The sequence below is a fragment of the Phyllobacterium sp. TAF24 genome (assembly GCF_052113785.1).
Classification (GTDB): domain Bacteria; phylum Pseudomonadota; class Alphaproteobacteria; order Rhizobiales; family Rhizobiaceae; genus Phyllobacterium.
Genome location: NZ_JBFRDN010000039.1, coordinates 1 through 18,091 on the forward strand (window position 1 = coordinate 1; position 18,091 = coordinate 18,091).

At 55.4% G+C, this 18,091-nt stretch carries 13 protein-coding genes; 5 read left to right on the top strand and 8 right to left on the bottom strand.

What is annotated here, in order from left to right; genetic code table 11:
* Window positions 1-413 precede the first annotated feature (413 nt).
* Window positions 414-1,886, bottom strand: coding sequence for a monocarboxylate uptake permease MctP (gene mctP, locus AB4Y96_RS23405; protein ID WP_441920263.1), 1,473 nt, complete (start codon window positions 1,884-1,886; stop codon window positions 414-416).
* Complete coding sequence (locus AB4Y96_RS23410; RefSeq protein WP_091881159.1) at window positions 1,876-2,073, bottom strand: DUF3311 domain-containing protein; 198 nt, start codon at window positions 2,071-2,073, stop codon at window positions 1,876-1,878. The genes mctP and AB4Y96_RS23410 overlap by 11 nt, the downstream gene beginning before the upstream one ends.
* 338 nt (window positions 2,074-2,411) lie before the next feature.
* On the opposite strand from AB4Y96_RS23410, the gene AB4Y96_RS23415 reads away from it, so the two are divergent.
* Together AB4Y96_RS23415 and AB4Y96_RS23420 are read left to right on the top strand one after the other, a co-directional pair.
* A complete protein-coding gene (locus AB4Y96_RS23415) occupies window positions 2,412-3,884 on the top strand; it encodes a DUF2778 domain-containing protein (protein WP_441920265.1) in 1,473 nt (490 codons plus the stop codon).
* 281 nt (window positions 3,885-4,165) lie between these two features.
* A complete protein-coding gene (locus AB4Y96_RS23420; protein WP_091880642.1) occupies window positions 4,166-4,957 on the top strand; it encodes a hypothetical protein in 792 nt (263 codons plus the stop codon).
* A 28-nt stretch (window positions 4,958-4,985) separates the two neighbouring features.
* On the opposite strand, the gene AB4Y96_RS23425 is transcribed toward AB4Y96_RS23420, so the two are convergent.
* The gene (locus AB4Y96_RS23425; RefSeq protein WP_441920267.1) at window positions 4,986-7,406 is read right to left on the bottom strand and encodes an SEL1-like repeat protein; all 2,421 of its coding nucleotides are present in this window, start codon (window positions 7,404-7,406) and stop codon (window positions 4,986-4,988) included.
* Window positions 7,407-7,913: 507 nt separating this feature from the next.
* Here AB4Y96_RS23425 and AB4Y96_RS23430 point away from each other — a divergent pair.
* A complete protein-coding gene (locus AB4Y96_RS23430; protein WP_441920269.1) occupies window positions 7,914-9,437 on the top strand; it encodes an ABC-F family ATP-binding cassette domain-containing protein in 1,524 nt (507 codons plus the stop codon).
* A gap of 41 nt (window positions 9,438-9,478) precedes the next feature.
* Here the strand turns inward: AB4Y96_RS23430 and AB4Y96_RS23435 are convergent, their stop codons facing one another.
* Together AB4Y96_RS23435 and AB4Y96_RS23440 are read right to left on the bottom strand one after the other, a co-directional pair.
* Window positions 9,479-11,434 carry an elongation factor G gene (locus AB4Y96_RS23435; protein WP_441920271.1) on the bottom strand — a complete coding sequence of 652 codons (1,956 nt, stop codon included), beginning with the start codon at window positions 11,432-11,434 and terminating at the stop codon, window positions 9,479-9,481.
* A 232-nt stretch (window positions 11,435-11,666) separates the two neighbouring features.
* Window positions 11,667-11,876, bottom strand: coding sequence for a cold-shock protein (locus AB4Y96_RS23440; protein WP_162700345.1), 210 nt, complete (start codon window positions 11,874-11,876; stop codon window positions 11,667-11,669).
* A gap of 242 nt (window positions 11,877-12,118) precedes the next feature.
* Here AB4Y96_RS23440 and AB4Y96_RS23445 point away from each other — a divergent pair, with 242 nt between their 5' ends.
* Entirely contained in the window at window positions 12,119-13,327 is a 1,209-nt protein-coding gene (locus AB4Y96_RS23445) for a TIGR03862 family flavoprotein (RefSeq protein ID WP_441920273.1), read from the top strand.
* Between the two features lie 699 nt (window positions 13,328-14,026).
* On the opposite strand, the gene AB4Y96_RS23450 is transcribed toward AB4Y96_RS23445, so the two are convergent.
* The gene (locus AB4Y96_RS23450; protein ID WP_091880650.1) at window positions 14,027-14,422 is read right to left on the bottom strand and encodes a DoxX family protein; all 396 of its coding nucleotides are present in this window, start codon (window positions 14,420-14,422) and stop codon (window positions 14,027-14,029) included.
* A gap of 518 nt (window positions 14,423-14,940) precedes the next feature.
* Window positions 14,941-15,756 (bottom strand): DUF3800 domain-containing protein, encoded by an 816-nt coding sequence (locus AB4Y96_RS23455; RefSeq protein WP_441920317.1) that lies wholly within the window; start codon window positions 15,754-15,756, stop codon window positions 14,941-14,943.
* 288 nt (window positions 15,757-16,044) lie between these two features.
* On the opposite strand from AB4Y96_RS23455, the gene AB4Y96_RS23460 reads away from it, so the two are divergent.
* Window positions 16,045-17,169 carry a vWA domain-containing protein gene (locus tag AB4Y96_RS23460; RefSeq protein ID WP_441920276.1) on the top strand — a complete coding sequence of 375 codons (1,125 nt, stop codon included), beginning with the start codon at window positions 16,045-16,047 and terminating at the stop codon, window positions 17,167-17,169.
* 3 nt (window positions 17,170-17,172) lie between these two features.
* Here the strand turns inward: AB4Y96_RS23460 and AB4Y96_RS23465 are convergent, their stop codons facing one another.
* Window positions 17,173-17,937: an SDR family oxidoreductase gene (locus tag AB4Y96_RS23465; RefSeq protein ID WP_441920278.1), complete on the bottom strand. Its 765-nt coding sequence runs from the start codon at window positions 17,935-17,937 to the stop codon at window positions 17,173-17,175.
* Window positions 17,938-18,091 lie beyond the last annotated feature (154 nt).

The window sequence follows — 18,091 nt, forward strand, 5'->3', positions numbered from 1 at the left end:
TCATACGGGGTCGGTGCCCCTTGCAACTGTTCGGGTGTCATCGAATGACAGGGCCTTGCTCACCATCGGACTGCAATGTCCGCTTGTCGAAACGGCATCCTGTCAATCGGTCCACGTGCCGGGAAAGGGTACGTGGACCTCTTCACATTATACCATCTCTAACAGACAAGCTTGTCGAACCACGAACCGGCAGCATTCACCCCCCTCTGTCCTGTCGGACATCTCCCCCACAAGGGGGGAGATCAGCTGTATTGCCGCCTTTGCACAATCTGCAACGCTTCCTGTTGCGGGAAAGCGTTACCGTCAATGTGATCTCCCCCCTTGTGGGGAGATGTCCGACAGGACAGAGGGGGGTGAAAACTCACCACACGCCCGATCGCACGTAGACTACCGCACCCAGCACACGCTCACTCTCAAGCGGTTTTTCTAGCTGGAACCGTCACGAGATTGACGATCACAGCCACCACAATATTGGCGGCCAGTGCCAGAAGTCCGATATAGATCGTAAACGGAGCACCGCCGAGGCTGAGTGCCTGTAATGGCTTCAGGCCATTGATCCAGACCAGATAGGTGCCGCCGAAGAAGCCAACGAACCAACCGGCCAGCAGACCGGGTGCGCGGAACCATTTTGAATAGAGGCCGAACACCAGCGCCGGGAGCGTCTGGAGAATCCAGATACCGCCGAGCAATTGCAGATCAAGGGCAAACTGCGTTGGCAGGAATGCGATCACCAGCAACGCGCCGATCTTGACCACCAGCGACGTAATCTTGGCAACCTTTGCCTCCCCGGCATCGGTGACATTGGGATTGACATAGGCCTTCCAGAAATTGCGGGTGAAGAGGTTGGAGGCACCAATGCTCATCACGGCTGCTGGAACCAGAGCGCCGATAGCAATCGCCGCAAAGGCAAAACCGGCAAACCAGCTCGGGAACAGGGTCTGGAACAGTGCCGGAACCACCTGATTGGGGCTGGAGACATTGAGATGCGCCGCATGGCCCATATAACCAAGCAAAGCGAGAAGGCCGAGCAGCAGCGTATAGGCTGGCAGCATTACCGCGTTCTTGCGGATGGTATTGCCGCTATTGGAGGCGAAAATACCCGTGAGCGTATGCGGATACATGAAGGCGGCCAGCGCTGAACCGAGCGCAAGCGTGGCATAGGCCACATATTGATTGCCACCCAGAAGCAGACTGCCCGACCCCTTTGCCTGGAACGCCGCATCGGCTGAGGCAAACACATTGGCATAGCCGCCAAGTTTCGACGGGATCAGCGCAACGGCGGTGATCACCACAATATAGATCATGATATCCTTGACGAAGGCGATCAGTGCCGGGGCACGCAAACCAGCCGAATAGGTATAAAGCGCAAGAATGATGAAGGCGACCGCCAAGGGCAATTCACCCGTTAATCCCAGCGCTTGCAGGACAGTGGCCATACCAACCAGCTGCAGGGCGATATAGGGCATGGTGGCAATCACGCCCGTCAGCGCCACGGCAAGCTCAAGCCCGCGCGAACCATATTGCCCGAACACCACGTCACCGGCAGTCACATAGCCATTGTCCTTGGCGCGCTTCCACAAAAGCGGCATCACCATGAATACAAAGGGATAAACAACAATCGTATAGGGCAGTGCGAAAAAACCGTAGGCACCAACCGCATAGACCAGTGCCGGAACCGCGATTATCGTATAGGCGGTGTAAAAATCGCCACCAACGAGAAACCATGTGATCCATGTACCGAAGTTTCGGCCACCCAAACCCCATTCATCAATATGGTCCATGGTCTTTGGCGCACGCCAGCGCGAGGCGACGAAGCCAAGAATGGTGACAAGCGCAAAGAAGAAAACAAAAATCGAAATGGCTACCGGATCAAGATTAGTCGTCATAGCTGGTGCTCCGATAAACAATCCAGGTGATCAATGCAGTCAGCGGCACGAAGGCGAGCTGATACCAGTAAAAGAAGGGGAAGCCGAGCAGTTCAGGTTCGCGGAAATTATAGAAGGGAACCCAGAGCAGCCCGATGTAAGGAATCACAAGCAGCCACAATATGGCCCTTTTTGAACCTTTTTCCATGGATATGTCCTCTTGAAATTGCATTGTGAGGCAAATGAAACCCGAAGGTTTCATTAATAGGCCACCTTGTCGTTTGCGCAATATGTCTTTGGTACGGGCGGCGCACTGATTTGTATCCCAATGTAGATTATCAACAACGTTCTTATCCGGTCTGTGGCAATTCGTGATCAACAAGACGTCGATATATAAAGAAATTAGTAACCAAGATTCTTCATGCTCCAAGCCAATCGGCAAATGACGTCAGACACGCGTGTTCCGTGCCTGATGGTTTGTATTGGCCGTGGTGCCCCCTTTGGGGCGCGCCGCAGGTTTGAGTAAGCGTTTGGAAAAAGAGTACGATGGCGTTCGCGACCGATACATTCAGTCAGGGTGGCTCCTTTAACGGTTTTGTTTCTCGCGCAGGCAAGTCGCGCGGCACGCTGGTCAGCGCGCTTGCCATTGGTGTCGGGATAGCAGCAACCGTGTGGATGTTTGCAACTGTCAGCACGACGCAGAAAATGGTTTCCACCCTCTCTTCGGGTCCAACCGTCATCCGGCATGATCTGCGGGCATTCGAGACCATCGCTCTTGTCAATCCACACGATCAGATCGCACGCCGACCAGGCAGCAGCGCTTTGGCAATGCTCAATCCCGATTTGAAGCACCGCATTCTCCGCAGTGCACAGGGCGCGGCGAAAAACGCGCATACGGCAGATCGCGTCGTCGTGACTTACGATGATGCTTTTGCCGAACCGGCTTCCGCGCTTGTCGTGATGGAAACGTCACCACTGTCGGAATCCGATGTGACAGCACTTCTCAATAAGCCAGCCGGTCCAGTGGACACCGACGTGCAGAACGCTATTCAGTCTGCCATAGCCAATCGTGCATTTGCGCTTGCTGCAAATGGCAGGGCGTCAACGCCTGATACAAAAACGGTCGGATCAATTCCACTGCCTGAAGACGCGCCCAAGAGAACGGCTCTGGAGATCGCCGCAGCGGATGCCGCTCTGGCATCCGTATCGAACGATCCGTTTAGCGCACAGCCCGATCTGGTCGACAAGCGGAGGGGTGAGCCTCAAATACCGCTGCTGGCAAGCTACGCACCATCGGCAACCGAGAGCAATCCGTTGATTGGACCACTGGCACCGGATCTGGAAGTCGCGGTTCCTGTACCCGAGAATGCGCCCGCCCGGGATACGGCCAGCATTGCGCCGGATGATACGCAATCCGATGACGGACAGGACTCGATAGACGTTCCCCTGCCCGTGCAACGGCCAAAACTTGCGACGGAAAGCTTTCCGGCAGCACCGAATGCACCGGCAAAGCAGCAGCCTAACGCGAAACTCGCTTCGATCCGGCCGGATGATGCGGTGATCGAAGCCATGCCGCGCACCAGACGTTTGTTCGGGTCAATATTTGGCGGCTCGCGCAATGGTGTTGCGGTCTATGATATTTCCGCACGCACGGTTTACCTGCCCAATGGCGAACAGCTAGAAGCGCATTCGGGCATGGGGCATATGCTTGATAATCCCCGCTTCACACGCGAGTCGAACCGTGGACCAACACCGCCACACACCTATAATCTCACCATGCGTGAGGCGCTTTTCCATGGCGTCGCGGCGATCCGCCTGACCCCGGTTGATGGTCGCAATGCCTTTGGTCGCAACGGCCTGCTCGCCCACACCTACATGCTCGGGCCGCGCGGCGATTCGAACGGATGTGTGGTGTTCAAGGATTATCGCCGGTTCCTCAAGGCTTTCCAGCGAGGCGAGGTCTCGCGCCTCGTCGTGGTGGAGCGCCTGCCATCTTCCTCGCGTATTGCCACACGCTGATTTGCCGGTAATTGACCGAAGTAATGCCTCCAGCGGCTAAATCAGCTGGAGGACTTCACGTGATGTCCAACAGATTTTCGCAATGAAATTCCGGTCCAGAAACAACAACAATCTGGCCGTCGCCACTATTGCCTCTGCATCTCCGTTGGTGTTTTCGCAACAAAGAAATTTGAGATTCACAGAAATCTACGGGTATTCTACCTGCAAATTTTATTGCACAGTGCGACGAGAATAAGCTCTTTCGTCTAATCTTCGGAGCAATACGCCTTACAGGAGGAACCATGGGCCCGAGTGATTTTGGATTTTCCGCTGCTGCCCGCGCCGGGATGATGCAGGAAGCCTATCGGCAACAGGATGAGTACAATCGCCAGCGGGAGGAGGTCCAGAATTATGCCTCTTCGATCAATAGTAAGCGGACGGACTGGAATCTTGTTGATGCCAAGGAGCTTGGTGTTTCAGTCAGCACGCCTGTTGCCAAATTAGGCGTCACGCTTGGTCACATTTCCATTCCCATGGTCAACCGGAAAACCGGTGAGCAGATTGTCTTCACCGGCGGCGGTCTCGGCGGAACACTCGGCATTACCTTCGGCTTGAGTGTGCTTACCGTGAAGGTCAAGGATTTCAAAGTCAAAGGCTCCAACGAACTGGCAAAGCTGCCTTCAACCGGCGAGGCGATCGGACCCGTCCCCGGAACACCTGTCATTGATGGAGAGATTGGCGTGCCAATCTTCAAGGGCCCCTATTGGAAGGATTCCGATGGGTCGGACCAATTTTCTGGCGCTGTCGGTATTACAACCGGCACACTCATGACCCCAAGCCGCGAGTCGATTGGCATTTTCAATCTCGTCTCCAATCTGTTCAAGGACCCGAAATCACTCATACCGAAGACGCATAATCTGGTGGCGCTGACCTTCTACAACTGGAAAGCTGTGCCATTTCTGCTCAACCCGCCCATGTCGGCTATGGCAAACTACTATATCGAAGCGATTGCCCTGTGTACCAAGGAAGGCCATGGAGGCAATCTTGCGGGCATTCAGGGCAAACAGGCTTTTTTCAAAGTTTCGCGGGGATGAGCTTCAAAACGCTGTCGGGGGCATGCCCCTAACCACCGGCACCCATTTCTGACAGCTTCAGCCGGGCCTTGGCATGGCCCTGCCTTGCCGCTTTCAGATACCATTTGATGGCTTCTGTCCTGTCCGGCCGCAAGCCGGTTCCCTGCTCATACGCAAGTCCCAAGCTGTACTGAGCTTTGGCATTGCCAAGCTCGCCAGCTTTGCGGAACCATCTGGCTGCTTCACCTGCGTTTCTGGTTACACCCTGTCCGGCGACCAACATGACAGCGAGGCTGTATTGCGCCTCGGCAGAGCCACGGGCCGCCGCCTTGCCAAACCACTTGGCCGCCTCGGCTTTATCCTCCGTGAGGCCCAGCCCCCGCGCATATATAAGACCAAGCCTATACTGCGCATCGGTGTTGTCCTGTTCGGCTGCTTTGCGAAACCATTTGGCTGCTTCAGCCCGGTCCTGCACGATGCCATCACCGGCTGAATCAGGCACACCGGAACTCGTTGGCGCCGTGGTAAAACTATGCGCGACCTTGCTTAGCCATGCAGCCGGCTGTGTTTGATCAGGCGCGTCGCCTTTACCCTCAAAATAGAGCAGGCCAAGCCTGTATTGAGCGTCGGCATAGCCTTGTTCAGCAGCCTTGCGATACCAGCTCGCGGCAAGGGATTTGTGCTGCTCCAAACCTGTGCCATATTCATACCTGCCGCCAAGCACGTATTGCGCGTCGGCATTTCCCTGTTCAGCAGCTTTGCGATACCACCCCAAGGCTTCAGCCTGATTTTTTATCAGGCCCTCACCGTGCTCATACATATAGCCGAGACTATATTGCGCATCGGCATAGTCCTGATCGGCAGATTTACGATACCATTTGGCAGCTTCAAACAGGTTCTTTGAAATACCCTCGCCCTGATAATATTTGGTGCCCAGATTGTTCTGCGCGACGGCACTGCCTTTATCGGCAGCTTTTCGATACCAATCGACCGCCATGCGCAGGTCTTTCGCAACGCCCCCACCCTTTTCGTACAGCGTACCAAGATTGTTTTGCGCTTTGGCATTCCCCTGAGCCGCCGCCTTCTCATACCATTTCAGTGCAGCCATGTAGTCTGGTTTACCGCCCACTTCATTTGCATAGAGAACTCCGAGGTTGAACTGGGCCTCATCAAGTCCGCCTTCCGCCGCTTTGGCGTACCAGCCTCGTGCTTTGGCGATATTGCGGGGCACGCCGTCGCCGTTTTCATATTTCAACCCAAGCCTCGTTTGAGCCCAAAGCTTTCCTTGCGCTGCGGCCTTGCGATACAAGCTGACGGCTTGAGGATAGTCCTGGACGACGCCCTCTCCCAGATCATAGAGATAGGCAAGGTTGTATTGCGCATCCGCGTTGTTTTGCTCGGCCGCCTTGCGATACCAATTTGCAGCCTCTGCCTTGTCCCCGGCAACACCGGCTCCAAAATAGTACGCGTCACCAAGGTTGTTCTGTGCATCGGCATGGCCTTGATCGGCGGCTTTGCGATACCATCTGGCTGCTTCAACCTTGTCTTCTGCAAAACCATTACCCATGAAATACATGTTGCCAAGGTTGTTTTGCGCGTAACTGTTTCCGTGGTCGGCAGCTTTGCGATACCACTCGGCAGCCCGCCCCAAATCTTTGGCCACGCCGTTCCCGTTAAAGTACATGGCACCCAGATTGTTCTCTGCTTTCGCATATCCCTGATCCGCAGCCTTGCGGTACCAGCGCACCGCCTCCAGATCGTCTTTCTTAACGCCTTTGCCTTCATCATACATGGTGCCAAGATTGTGTTGTCCCCCGGCCCAGCCCTGCTCGGCGGCCTTGCGGTACCAGCGAATTGCCTCGATTGGGTTCCTCGCAACGCCCTCACCAAATTCGTACTTCAGACCCAAATTGGTCTGGGCATTCGGATGTCCCTGTTTCACCGCTTTGCGATACCATTTTACCGCTTCGCTGTGGTCTTGCCGAACGCCTCTACCGTTGTCGTACATAACACCAAGACTGTTCTGCCCTCCCGCCAGTCCCTGCTCAGCGGATTTGCGATACCAGCGGAACGCTTCAGAACTGTCTTGTACAACGCCTATGCCGCCATCATACATATCGCCAAGGTAGAGCTGTGCCTTGGCATATCCCTGTTCAGCGGACTTGCGATACCACCGGGCGGCTTCGGCCTTGTCTTCAACAACACCGGCGCCATTTTCATACAGCGCACCCAATTCCAGCTGCGCTTTGGCATGACCTCCATCGGCAGCCTTGCGATACCATCTGGCAGCTTCATAATCGTTCTCCGGAACCTTTGTGCCGGTCTGATAAATATCGCCAAGTTTGTACTGCGCGTTGACATCGCCCTTCTCGGCCATCCCGAGCAAAAGGTCGACTTCCGCCGGATATTCGCCATTTCTGAAAGGGCCCATCGTCTCGGTGGCAAAAGCCTGTCCGTTCAGGCACAACAAGAATCCAGACACCAGTAATAGCTTGCCAAGCCGCATGAAATCCCCTCAAAATCTGCTTTCGCAGCAACCCCCTTCTTATAATGCATGTAGAGCTACACTTCGGAAAGATAGTAACCAGCATATTTTCCAGGTAATTCTGCGCCATATCAACCATGGCAAAGGCGATTGAAAGCCGCTCCGTGGAATGCTATGGGAGTGCCAAGCTCATTTTAAGGAAAGGAGGGCTGCGCATGAATACGTTCTTCCGGCATCATCGCCAGCGTGGCCCCGTCAACGCCCTGCAGATACGTTTGCAGGGCTGACCGGAAACAGCTTTTCCATACCCATTCCAGGTCTGCCCTTCGTGGTCACGCAGCGCCAAACTCGTTATTCGAGCGGCCTTGCGTAACGTCACAACCCACCGAGCCAAATGGTCATTGCCCGCATGGACGCTGACCACCGGTGCAAAACCGACGGTACAAACAGAATACCGTCAATGCACATGGCCCGGCAGACCAGAGAATCAAAATGGCACTCATCAATGTAAGAAACCTGGGCGTTACCCTCGGAGCCCCGCTTTTTGTCAACCTCAACCTCGTCGTCGGCGCGGGGGATCGTATCGGCATCGTCGCCGCCAATGGCCGGGGTAAATCCACCCTGCTGCGCTGCCTTGCTGGAACGCTTGATTCCACCACCGGCGATATCACCCGCACGCGCGGCCTGCGCATCGACACTGTCGAACAGGTTGTGCCTGATAATCTTCTCAATACCTCCTTCTACGAAATGGTGTTGCAGGCCTTGCCCGCCGAGCAGAAAGAGACGGAAAGCTGGCGTGTCGATGTGGTGCTTGCCTCGCTTGACGTGCCCGATGAGTTGCGCGAGCGCACCCTTGCCCTGCTAAGCGGCGGCTGGCAAAGACTTGCCCTGCTTGCGCGTGTATGGGTGACAGACCCGGATGTTCTGCTGCTGGATGAGCCCACCAACCATCTCGATCTTGCCAAGATCGCGCAGATGGAAGACTGGCTCAATAATTTGCCGCGCGATGTTCCTGTTGTCATCTGCAGCCATGATCGGGCTTTTCTTGATGCCACGACCAACCGGACACTGTTCCTGCGGCCGGAGAACTCGCAAGCCTTTACCCTGCCCTATACACGGGCTCGGGCAGCGCTGGATGAAATCGATGCAGCGGAAGCACGCCGTTACGAGCGGGACATGAAGGTGGCGCAGCAGTTGCGCCAGCAAGCCGCCAAGCTCAACAATATCGGCATCAATTCCGGCAGCGATCTTTTGACCGTCAAGACCAAGCAGTTGAAACAGCGGGCGGAAAGGCTTGAGGATGCTGCGCGTCCTGCCCATCAGGAACGCTCTGCCGGGGCAATCAGGCTCACCAACAGCGGCACCCATGCCAAGGTGCTGGTGACGCTCGACGATGCATCGGTGGAAACGCCAGATGGTACGCTCCTGTTCAAGACAGGCAGGAAATGGATATGCCAAGGCGACAGGATCGTTCTTCTCGGGGCCAATGGTGCGGGCAAAACACGTCTTGTCGGCATGATCAGGCGTGCCATTACGGAGCCGCTGACCTCGCCTGAGGCAGTCAAGGCAACGCCTTCTCTGGTGCTCGGCTATGGTGATCAGGCACTTGCCGACCTGCCGGATCGGGACACGCCGTTTGATACGATCAACAGGCGCTTCGATATTGGCGACCAGCGCACCCGCACCCTTCTGGCTGGAGCCGGACTTGGCATTGATATCCAGAGCAAGCCGAACAGTGTGCTGTCAGGCGGGCAAAAGGCGCGGCTTGGCATGCTGGTACTACGGCTTGCCAATCCGAACTTCTACCTGCTGGATGAACCGACCAACCATCTGGATATTGACGGTCAGGAGGCACTGGAATCGGAACTGATGGCGCATGAGGCAAGCTGCCTGCTGGTCTCGCACGACCGCAGTTTCGTCAGGGCAGTCGGCAACCGCTTCTGGCTGATTGAAAAGCGTCGCCTGATCGAAGTGGAAAGTCCGGAGGCGTTTTTTGCCGCCGAGCGACAGAACTGAAGCAATGCCGGGCCGTCTCGATGCGGCGGCCCGGCACTTGTTCAATGGGCGTGCGCGGCCTGAGCTGTGACGATAGCGTCCGCCTCCTTGCCGTAAAGCTCCTCAAAATGATCGAAAGCTTTGGAAAAACTGCCAATGCCCTGCGTTGCCGAGCGCAAGGCGCGCGCCAATTCATCCAATGCACTGCCGGGAATAATGGCCCGGAAGACATCCCAACCCTTGGTGTTGTCGTCCCGGTCAAAACCCAGTACCTGCCCCTTGAAGGCGGAAATAATGGGTACGAGATTGCCCGAATAAACAGATGGGATATGAATCTCGATGCGGAACACCGGCTGCATAAGCACAGCCGCCGCTTCTGAAAGCGCCTGCTTTACCCCCATTTTTGCCGCAGCGCGGAAAGCAAATTCCGAACTGTCGACTGAATGGTGCTGACCATCAGTCAGCATGACGCCGACATCGATGACCGGTAGCCCCAGTGGCCCTCGCTCCATTGCCTCGCGCGAACCCGCCTCGACAGCCGGTATGTAATTGCGCGGGACAGCACCACCCTTGACCGTTTCGGCAAAGGAAAAACCTTCGCCGCGCCCATTGGGATGCACGCTGAGTTTCACATCGGCGAACTGGCCTGCACCGCCTGTCTGTTTGCGGTGCCGGTAGTGAACCTCCGCCGGTTTGGAGATGGTTTCCCGGTAGACCGGGCTCGGCATCCGGTCTGTGACATTGACGTGGAAGACATCGGACAGCATTTTGCACAGATCACGCAGATGCACCGGGCCCTGCACACTGACAAGCTGGGCACCCGTGCCCTCCTCCTGCATGACCTTCAATCCGTGATCCGTCTCCGCCAGTTTTGCCAGTGTTTCCGACAATTTTGTTTCGTCCCGTTCGCTTTCGGGGACAAGGATGCGCTCCAGCATGGGTGTCGGCGGTGTGGTCCATTCAGGTGCCGTGATCACGGCATCGAGGCTAAGCAAAGACGGCACCGGCAGATGATCGGATTTCACGGTGGCGAAGACATCGCCGGGTACAGGTATTCCCGATGGGGTGGGCTTTCCGGTTCCCGGATCCTGCACCGGCCCGAGCCGCCCTCCGCCAAGTAGTCCACCCTGCTTCAGTCCGTCCTTCAACGCACGCACCAGCACAGTCTTGCCGATATTCTGGCGGTGATAGGCATGGAAGCTGACAGCCGCCAAGGCGTTTTCAGGCGTGCTGTTTGCAGCGGCAAGGCGCTTGCGCAGCATGTCAACAGGTGGCGCTTCATGGCGCAGCGCCTTCATCAGGCGCATGATGCCATTGCTGTGGCTGGCTGAACCAAGCAGCACGGGAATAATCCTGTTTTCGCGCAAGACACGCGATGAAATGGCAAAAACCGCATCGCTCGGCGGTTCGCGGTCCTCGATCAGCTCTTCCAGCAGCCAATCGTCAAATTCGGACAAATGTTCCAGAAGTTCGGCGCGCGCCTCGTGTTCCCGCTCAAGCTCGCTTTCCGGTATCTCGATCAGGGCGGATGTCTGCCCCTCGCGATAGCGCCAGGCGCGTTCGGAAATCAGGTCGCATGTGCCGACAACCTTGTCTCCCTCGCGGATGGGTATCTGCCGGAGCACGAGAGAATGGCTGCAATAGCCTTGCAATGCTGAAATGACATCGCGCACCCGGCCTCTTGGCTCGTCAATGCGGTTGACGAAAACGATGCAAGGCGTCCCCGACGCTTCGATGGCTCTCAAATAAGGCGCGGCAAGCACCGCATCCTCAGGCGCGGGTGAAACACACAGGATACAGGCATCACTGGCCAAGAGTGCATCCTGCGCGTGCGTAAGGGCTTCATTGGCACCCGGCGCATCCAGTGCGCACCATGTTTCATTACCGAAAGTGAATTCTGTCAGATTTAACCCATAAGGCGAGACCGACTTCCTTGGCGCGCCCTCCAGCGCGCCGAGTTTTTCCACGAGCGTGGATTTTCCGGTCTGCGAGGGTCCAAGTACCGTAAAGCAGCGCATTCGCGTCCTCCCCTGCTACGATCAAAGTCCGATGACAGGATGCCTCAACATGGCCAAAAGCGCTAGTGGAACGATTCGATGGCGCCTTTGTCGGCAAAAAAGAAACAGGCCGGATTTGCATCCGGCCTGTTTCATTCTGTTCTGTCATCGTGGACCGCCACCGGGACGATCCGGAGGATCACACTTAGGTGACCCCGGGGATCGCCCAATGGTGACCCCGCTGGCACCAGCTTTAAGCGGCGCTCAGCTGATCCGCTGACATTTTGCCCGACTTCTTGTCGCGCACCAGTTCGTAATTGATTTTCTGGCCGTCGTTGAGATCACGCAATCCAGCGCGTTCAACTGCAGAGATGTGTACGAATACATCTGCACCGCCATCTTCAGGCTGAATGAAGCCGAAGCCCTTTGTAGAATTAAACCATTTAACTGTGCCTGTGGCCATAATGAACCTCCGTAGGGCAGATGTATTGAGTGTCGCACAAAGTGAACGACGCACCCTTGTAACGATTTTTTATGGAAGCCGTAAAGCCCATATGCGCGAAAGTGTTAACGTGTCATGCAACTGTTTTATTACAATGGCGCTTCAAAGACAGTTTTTGCAAAAGTTCCTGTGCCGAATGATCTTGTACTCACCACACGTCCGGGTCATGAGTGAACAGCAGTATTTCGGGTTTGGACAGGCATATGCAACGCAAAACAATCGCGATTATCGGTGGCGGCCCCGCGGGCCTTATGGCAGCCGAAGTGCTATCAGCAGCCGGACATGACGTAACAGTCTATGATGCAATGCCGACCGTCAGCCGTAAGTTCCTGCTTGCGGGCAAGTCAGGCCTGAACATCACACACTCGGAAGACTACGCGCGTTTCGTTGCCCGGTTTGGTGCTGCATCTGCACATTTGCGCCCTGCTCTTGATGGGTTCACACCCGAAGAAGTGCAGGCATGGGCCGCTGGCCTTGGCACGGAAACATTTACTGGCTCATCAGGGCGGGTGTTTCCAAAGGTGATGAAAGCATCGCCGCTGTTACGTGCTTGGCTACGCCGGCTTGAGGCGCAGGGTGTGACCATTCTAACCCGTCACCGCTGGATGGGTTTCACCGGAAACGCTTTCACATTTGAAACACCGGCGGGGATCAAGACCGTCGAATGCGACGCAGCATTGCTGGCACTTGGCGGCGCAAGTTGGCCAAAGCTCGGTTCCGATGGCGCATGGACCTCGTGGCTGGCCGATAAGGGCGTGGAAATTAATGTGCTGCGCCCGGCCAATTGCGGCTTCGACGTGGATTGGGACGATGGTTTCAGGGAGCGTTTTGACGGAACTCCGGTAAAATCCGTTACGGCTACCTCAGGTGCTGGTGCATTTTCCGGTGAGTTTGTCATCACACAACATGGTATCGAAGGCAGTCTTGTCTATGCCCATGCGGCCAGTTTGCGGGATCAATTGGAAGAGCAAGGCAGCGCATCGCTTGTGCTTGATCTGGCGCCCGGACGATCCACCGAAAAGCTGGCGCGGGACCTGGCGCGTCAGGACAGCAAGGCGAGTTTCTCAAATCGCTTACGCAAAGGCGCAGGGATCGAGGGCATCAAAATTGCATTGCTGCGAAAATTTGCCGACGCAGCTGATCTTTCCGATCCGCAACGGCTGGTAGGGCTGATCAAGGCGCTACCGCTGGTTGTACTGCGCCCCCGCCCCATCACCGAGGCCATATCCTCGGCTGGTGGCGTTCGCTGGAGCGCCATCGACGAGACATATATGCTGAAAGCGCTACCCGGTGTTTTCGTGGCCGGGGAAATGCTGGACTGGGAAGCACCGACCGGGGGCTACCTTCTGACAGCGTGCTTTGCCACCGGCCGCGCCGCAGCGCAGGGGATAAACGCCCGGCTGAACCTGTGACTAATATTTATTGAAGACGAGCATTTTCATGCGCATACGCCGCCGCATTCTGCGCATCGCAGCCAGCAAATGCGCCTGGGCGGTCTCACTGCGCCCATACGCCTGAACAACGATTTTGTTTTTGTAATTCTTCTGATCGACGTAAGTAATCTTTGATCGCACGAAACAGTCTCCTCACAGTCTTTTGACATTTTATGAGAGGCGTTTCTTATGCTCCATTCCGCTAAACTTTAGAATAGCTCTATTATAAGTAACCTTAACGGGGTTTCCGCATGTAAAACTTGAAGTATTTATCTTCAAAATTTGGAGAGACTCGACGGCACCGGAATTTTGAAGGACAGGTGACCGTCGAGCCTCGTGCTGGCCCCACGACAAACCAGCATCGCCATGGTGGAGCGGCTGCCCTGCCGGGTCAAATTACAAATCGGCAATGATGCCTTTGCAGCCGGAACCTACAGGAACAGCTTGAATGCGACGGGGATCGCAACGCCAATCATGAAGATTGCGAGCGCACAGGTGCGGCAGACGAAATCTGTCCAGATACTGTCGTTGTCGTTATCGCTTATCATCGGACCAGCCTTCACATCCAACGAGGGCTATGCGCCCTCCAAGGCTCCAAGGGTAAGCCTGCATGCTTAACGACAGGTAAATGTGGCTGTTGGCACGGTGGTCAACAGCCTGGCGAGCATGGAGCCGTGCCTATCCGCGCGCCTTGTCGAGAGCCCAGCTTCCCGGACCGGCGGCAGCCAGATAGAGGAAGACAAAGCAGAAGAGCACAGCGTTTTCACCGTGATTGACGATCGGATAGAAGCCTTGCGGCGCGTGCGCCATCCAGTAGGCAACGGCCATTTCACCCGACAACAGGAATGCGATTGGACGCGTGAAAAGACCGAGAGCCAAAAGTATGCCACCGACGAATTCAAGGATGGCAGCCACGCCAATCAGCGACATCAGATTTGGCGCCGGGTCCATTGCCATGGGAAAGCCGAACAGCTTTGACGAGCCATGCGCCACGAACAGCAATGCCGTTATGATGCGCAGGACAGAGAGAAGCCGGGGTGCCCATACCGTTTCAAGTTCAATTCGGGAGATCATGTTGCCTCGCTAAGAACGTTGGAGGCTGGAGAATGTCGGGCTTCAGGTTGAAATGCAATGCCAACCCACCGGCGGCGCGCGTAATATACGCGCCATCAACACATCATGTGTTGAACACAGGAATTGTGAGGCTCGACACCGGCCATTGCATGTCACTACCATGGAGAGCACCGAGCCTCTACTGACTGTAAACGATCCGGGGCACTTTCGTCTTTGGGGGACCAGGTTCAACAGATCGCACACTTACCATCAGCATGCTTACATTTATTGAATGCGCTATTCTGTCAACGGAATAGCGCAATGCACCCAGAAATGTCCGTAAGGCAATCGATCTTGCCACCCAAATACGGGCGAGAATGAATTGTTGGTCAATTCGTGCTTCATAGACCAATGTTGTATTGAAAAATACGATATTAATCCTATTATATGGTGGTGGGTAAGCGCCAGATTGCTCCGAGTTGCCTTCGAGGCGGCAGCACTCTCTGCAGTGTTCTTCAGGAGTCTGGGGGCCCACATTTTTATTTGTAGCATCTAATCCATTCGACAAACTCTGTCTGCTCGTTGTTCAGCGGTGTTTTTCCGTAAGCTGGAACAAGTGTCAGTCCGCAATCCAACCTTTGGCCACGGCGTTTAATAAGGCGGGTAGCGAGGCTGCGTGCATACCGAGATTCACAGAAGCCATATCCATTTGGTTCAATCGCATGCCAGAGGGCACTGGTGAATACGTCGGCTATTTGAAGACCTGCCCTTTTGCTGTGATTTTCAACAGCGATGTCCGAGGGAGAAAGAACGCTCCAATCGATTGTTCGAACCGGTTTCATGACCTCACGGCCATCGCGCATAAACTCCAAATATTCACGCATAGCGTGGTAGTCAGTGCCTCTTCGCCGGGAAAAGACTACCCGTAAACTTGCCTGCCCATCGCCCTCCAGTTCCGCTTTACGTTTGCAAGCATGTGTAAGTCCTTCGAGCAGGAAGCGAGTCAGGTAATTATAAAGGTGTTGCTTCTTCTTAAAAATCTCTCGTTTGGGGTGTGTCAGAAGCGTGACCTTGTTTGAAGCAACAACACACGCCGCAATTGGCCGTTGCGCAATCATAAGGCACGTCTGAACTCTTTGATCATGTTTTAGATCGCGAAAATGCAAATCCAACGTGCGTTTCTTTGGAAATTGCCGAAGTATCTCGTCACGCCAAACCGGCAGAAGCTTATCATCATCGTCACTGACCAGGCAGGCACCAATTGCAAACCAAGATGACTGGGCGGTGGGGCCCTGTTCTGCAAGCTTGCCAAACCCTTCATCACCCGCTTCGTCAACATAGGCAATAAACCTCATCGCCAATCTCTGCTCTCCAAATCTTCAAACGCAATATAATCGAAGTATAATATTCAGTATTACCAAATACTTATTGGCATTTTGGTCAAATCGGAGCGACGTGTGATCTAATGACTAGCGCGCTGTCCGCATACTCACAGCCTATCTGCAAATGTAGAAAAATCTTAGCTAGCAAAAAGTATAAGAATCGATATTTCCCGGGCATCACAGTCTTGTCCAAAGCATCTCCCAATTAAGCCGCAATCCGCCGCGAAACATAGGCATCGGATCAACGTTTGGGGGGAATCCATGTATCGTTCACCGCGTCTTCTCGTAACAGGTCTTGCTGCAGGTCTTGCCATGACCGCCCTGGCCTCGCCGGCTCTGGCGCAAAGCAATATCAAGGGCCAGCGCATCGAAGTTGCCTTCGTGCTCGACACAACAGGCTCCATGGCCGATCTCATCGATGGAGCCAAGCGCAAGATATGGTCAATCGCCAACACGATTATCGACGTCAATCCCGATGCGGATATCCGCATGGCGCTGGTTGCCTATCGCGACAGGGGCGACGAATATGTGGTCAAGTCCTTCGCCATGAGTTCCGATATGCAGGGGCTCTATGGCAAGCTGATCAAGCTCGAAGCCGATGGCGGCGGCGATACGCCCGAGTCCGTCAATGAGGCGCTTGATGAGTCCGTGCGCAAACTGGAATGGACCAAGGGCGGCGATGCAAAACGCATCGTCTTTCTTGTCGGCGACGCCCCGCCGCATATGGATTACCCCAATGGCCCCCTGTACCCGCAGGTGCTGAAACGGGCGCAGGATGCGGCGATTACCGTCAATACAGTGCAGGCGGGTGACGATCCAGATACGACGAAAGTCTGGCGCGAAATCGCCCAGTTGGGACATGGCCGTTATATCGCGATTCCGCAGGATGGCGGACGCATCACTGTTATCGAAACGCCGTTTGACGGCGACATCATCATCCTGCAACAGAAGATCGACAAGACTGTTATCCCCTATGGCAGCGGGGCGAAGCAGGCTGATTTGCGCACCAAGATGGAAACAAAGGCCATGGCTCCGGCCTCGGTGCAGGTCGACAATTCCCGCTATTATTCGAAAAAGGGTGGTTCGAAAGAAGTCGTTACCGGTGGCGGCGATCTGGTTGCCGACGTGAAGAACGGCACTCAGAAACTCGATGCACTCAAGGATGCGGAATTGCCGGAGAAGTTGCGCGGTAAGTCCAATGAAGAGAAACAGGCTGTTCTCGATCAGCAATCGCAGGAACGCGGCAAGTTGGAAGAAGGCATGGCTGAACTGGTGAAGAAGCGCGATGCCTATGTCGCCGAACAGACGGCCAAGCAAGACAAGGACAAGGGCAGCGATTCCTTCGATATGGTGGTGAAGGAAACGCTGCGCACGCAGTTGAAGTAACTCTTACGTCCGGTTGATCGAGACGCCGCCATCAACAAGCATTGCCGAGCCGGTGGTGAAGCTTGACGCATCAGAGGCAAGATAGAGTGCCGAGTGGGCGATCTCGATCGGCTGTGCCCGCCGCTTCAGGGCATGCAGCCCCTCCACAAAGGCCAGCTTTTCCGGCGTATCCACCCAGGCTTCGGCCAGAGCGGTCGCCGTTCCGCCCGGCAGCAGCGCGTTGACACGGATGCCCTGTGGACCAAACTCCACCGCCAGTGTTTTCATCAATCCGAGAAGCCCCGCCTTGCTGGCAGCATAGGCAGCCGTGCCGGGCATACCTGCTGTGTGACCGACAAAGGTCGAGGTAAAAATCAGCGAGCCACCGCCACGCCGTTGCATGGCCGGCAACTGGTATTTTGCCGCGAGGAAAGCCGATGTCAGATTGACATCAACAGTGTTTTGCCAACCGGCAAGCGAGATATCGGGCGTTGGCCCCATCTCACCATTGGTTCCGGCATTGTTGAACGCAATGTCCAGCCCGCCAAATTTCTCTTCAGCCAATTCCACCAGAGCTTTGGCACAGGTTTCATCGCTGACATCCCCGGCCAGCGCGATAGCCTTGCCGCCATCAACAATGATCTCGGCAACAAGCTTATCCAGCCCATTCCTATTGCGGGCCGAGACAACAACGCTCGCGCCTTCGCGGGCAAAAAGCTTTGCCGTTTCGTAACCAATGCCGGAGCTTGCGCCGGTAACGATAGCGATCTTTCCATTCAAACTGTTCATTTTGCAGCCTCTGCGATTTCGGTGGGAAGGGCACGTTAAACATGCCCGCGGCGCAATGAATGGCCTTACGGGTTCCAAGCCGCCACCCGAAACCTGCCGCCCCTCTTGTTCGCCTCAACACGCCTTGACGGCCTCGGGCTTCACTCCCATAATT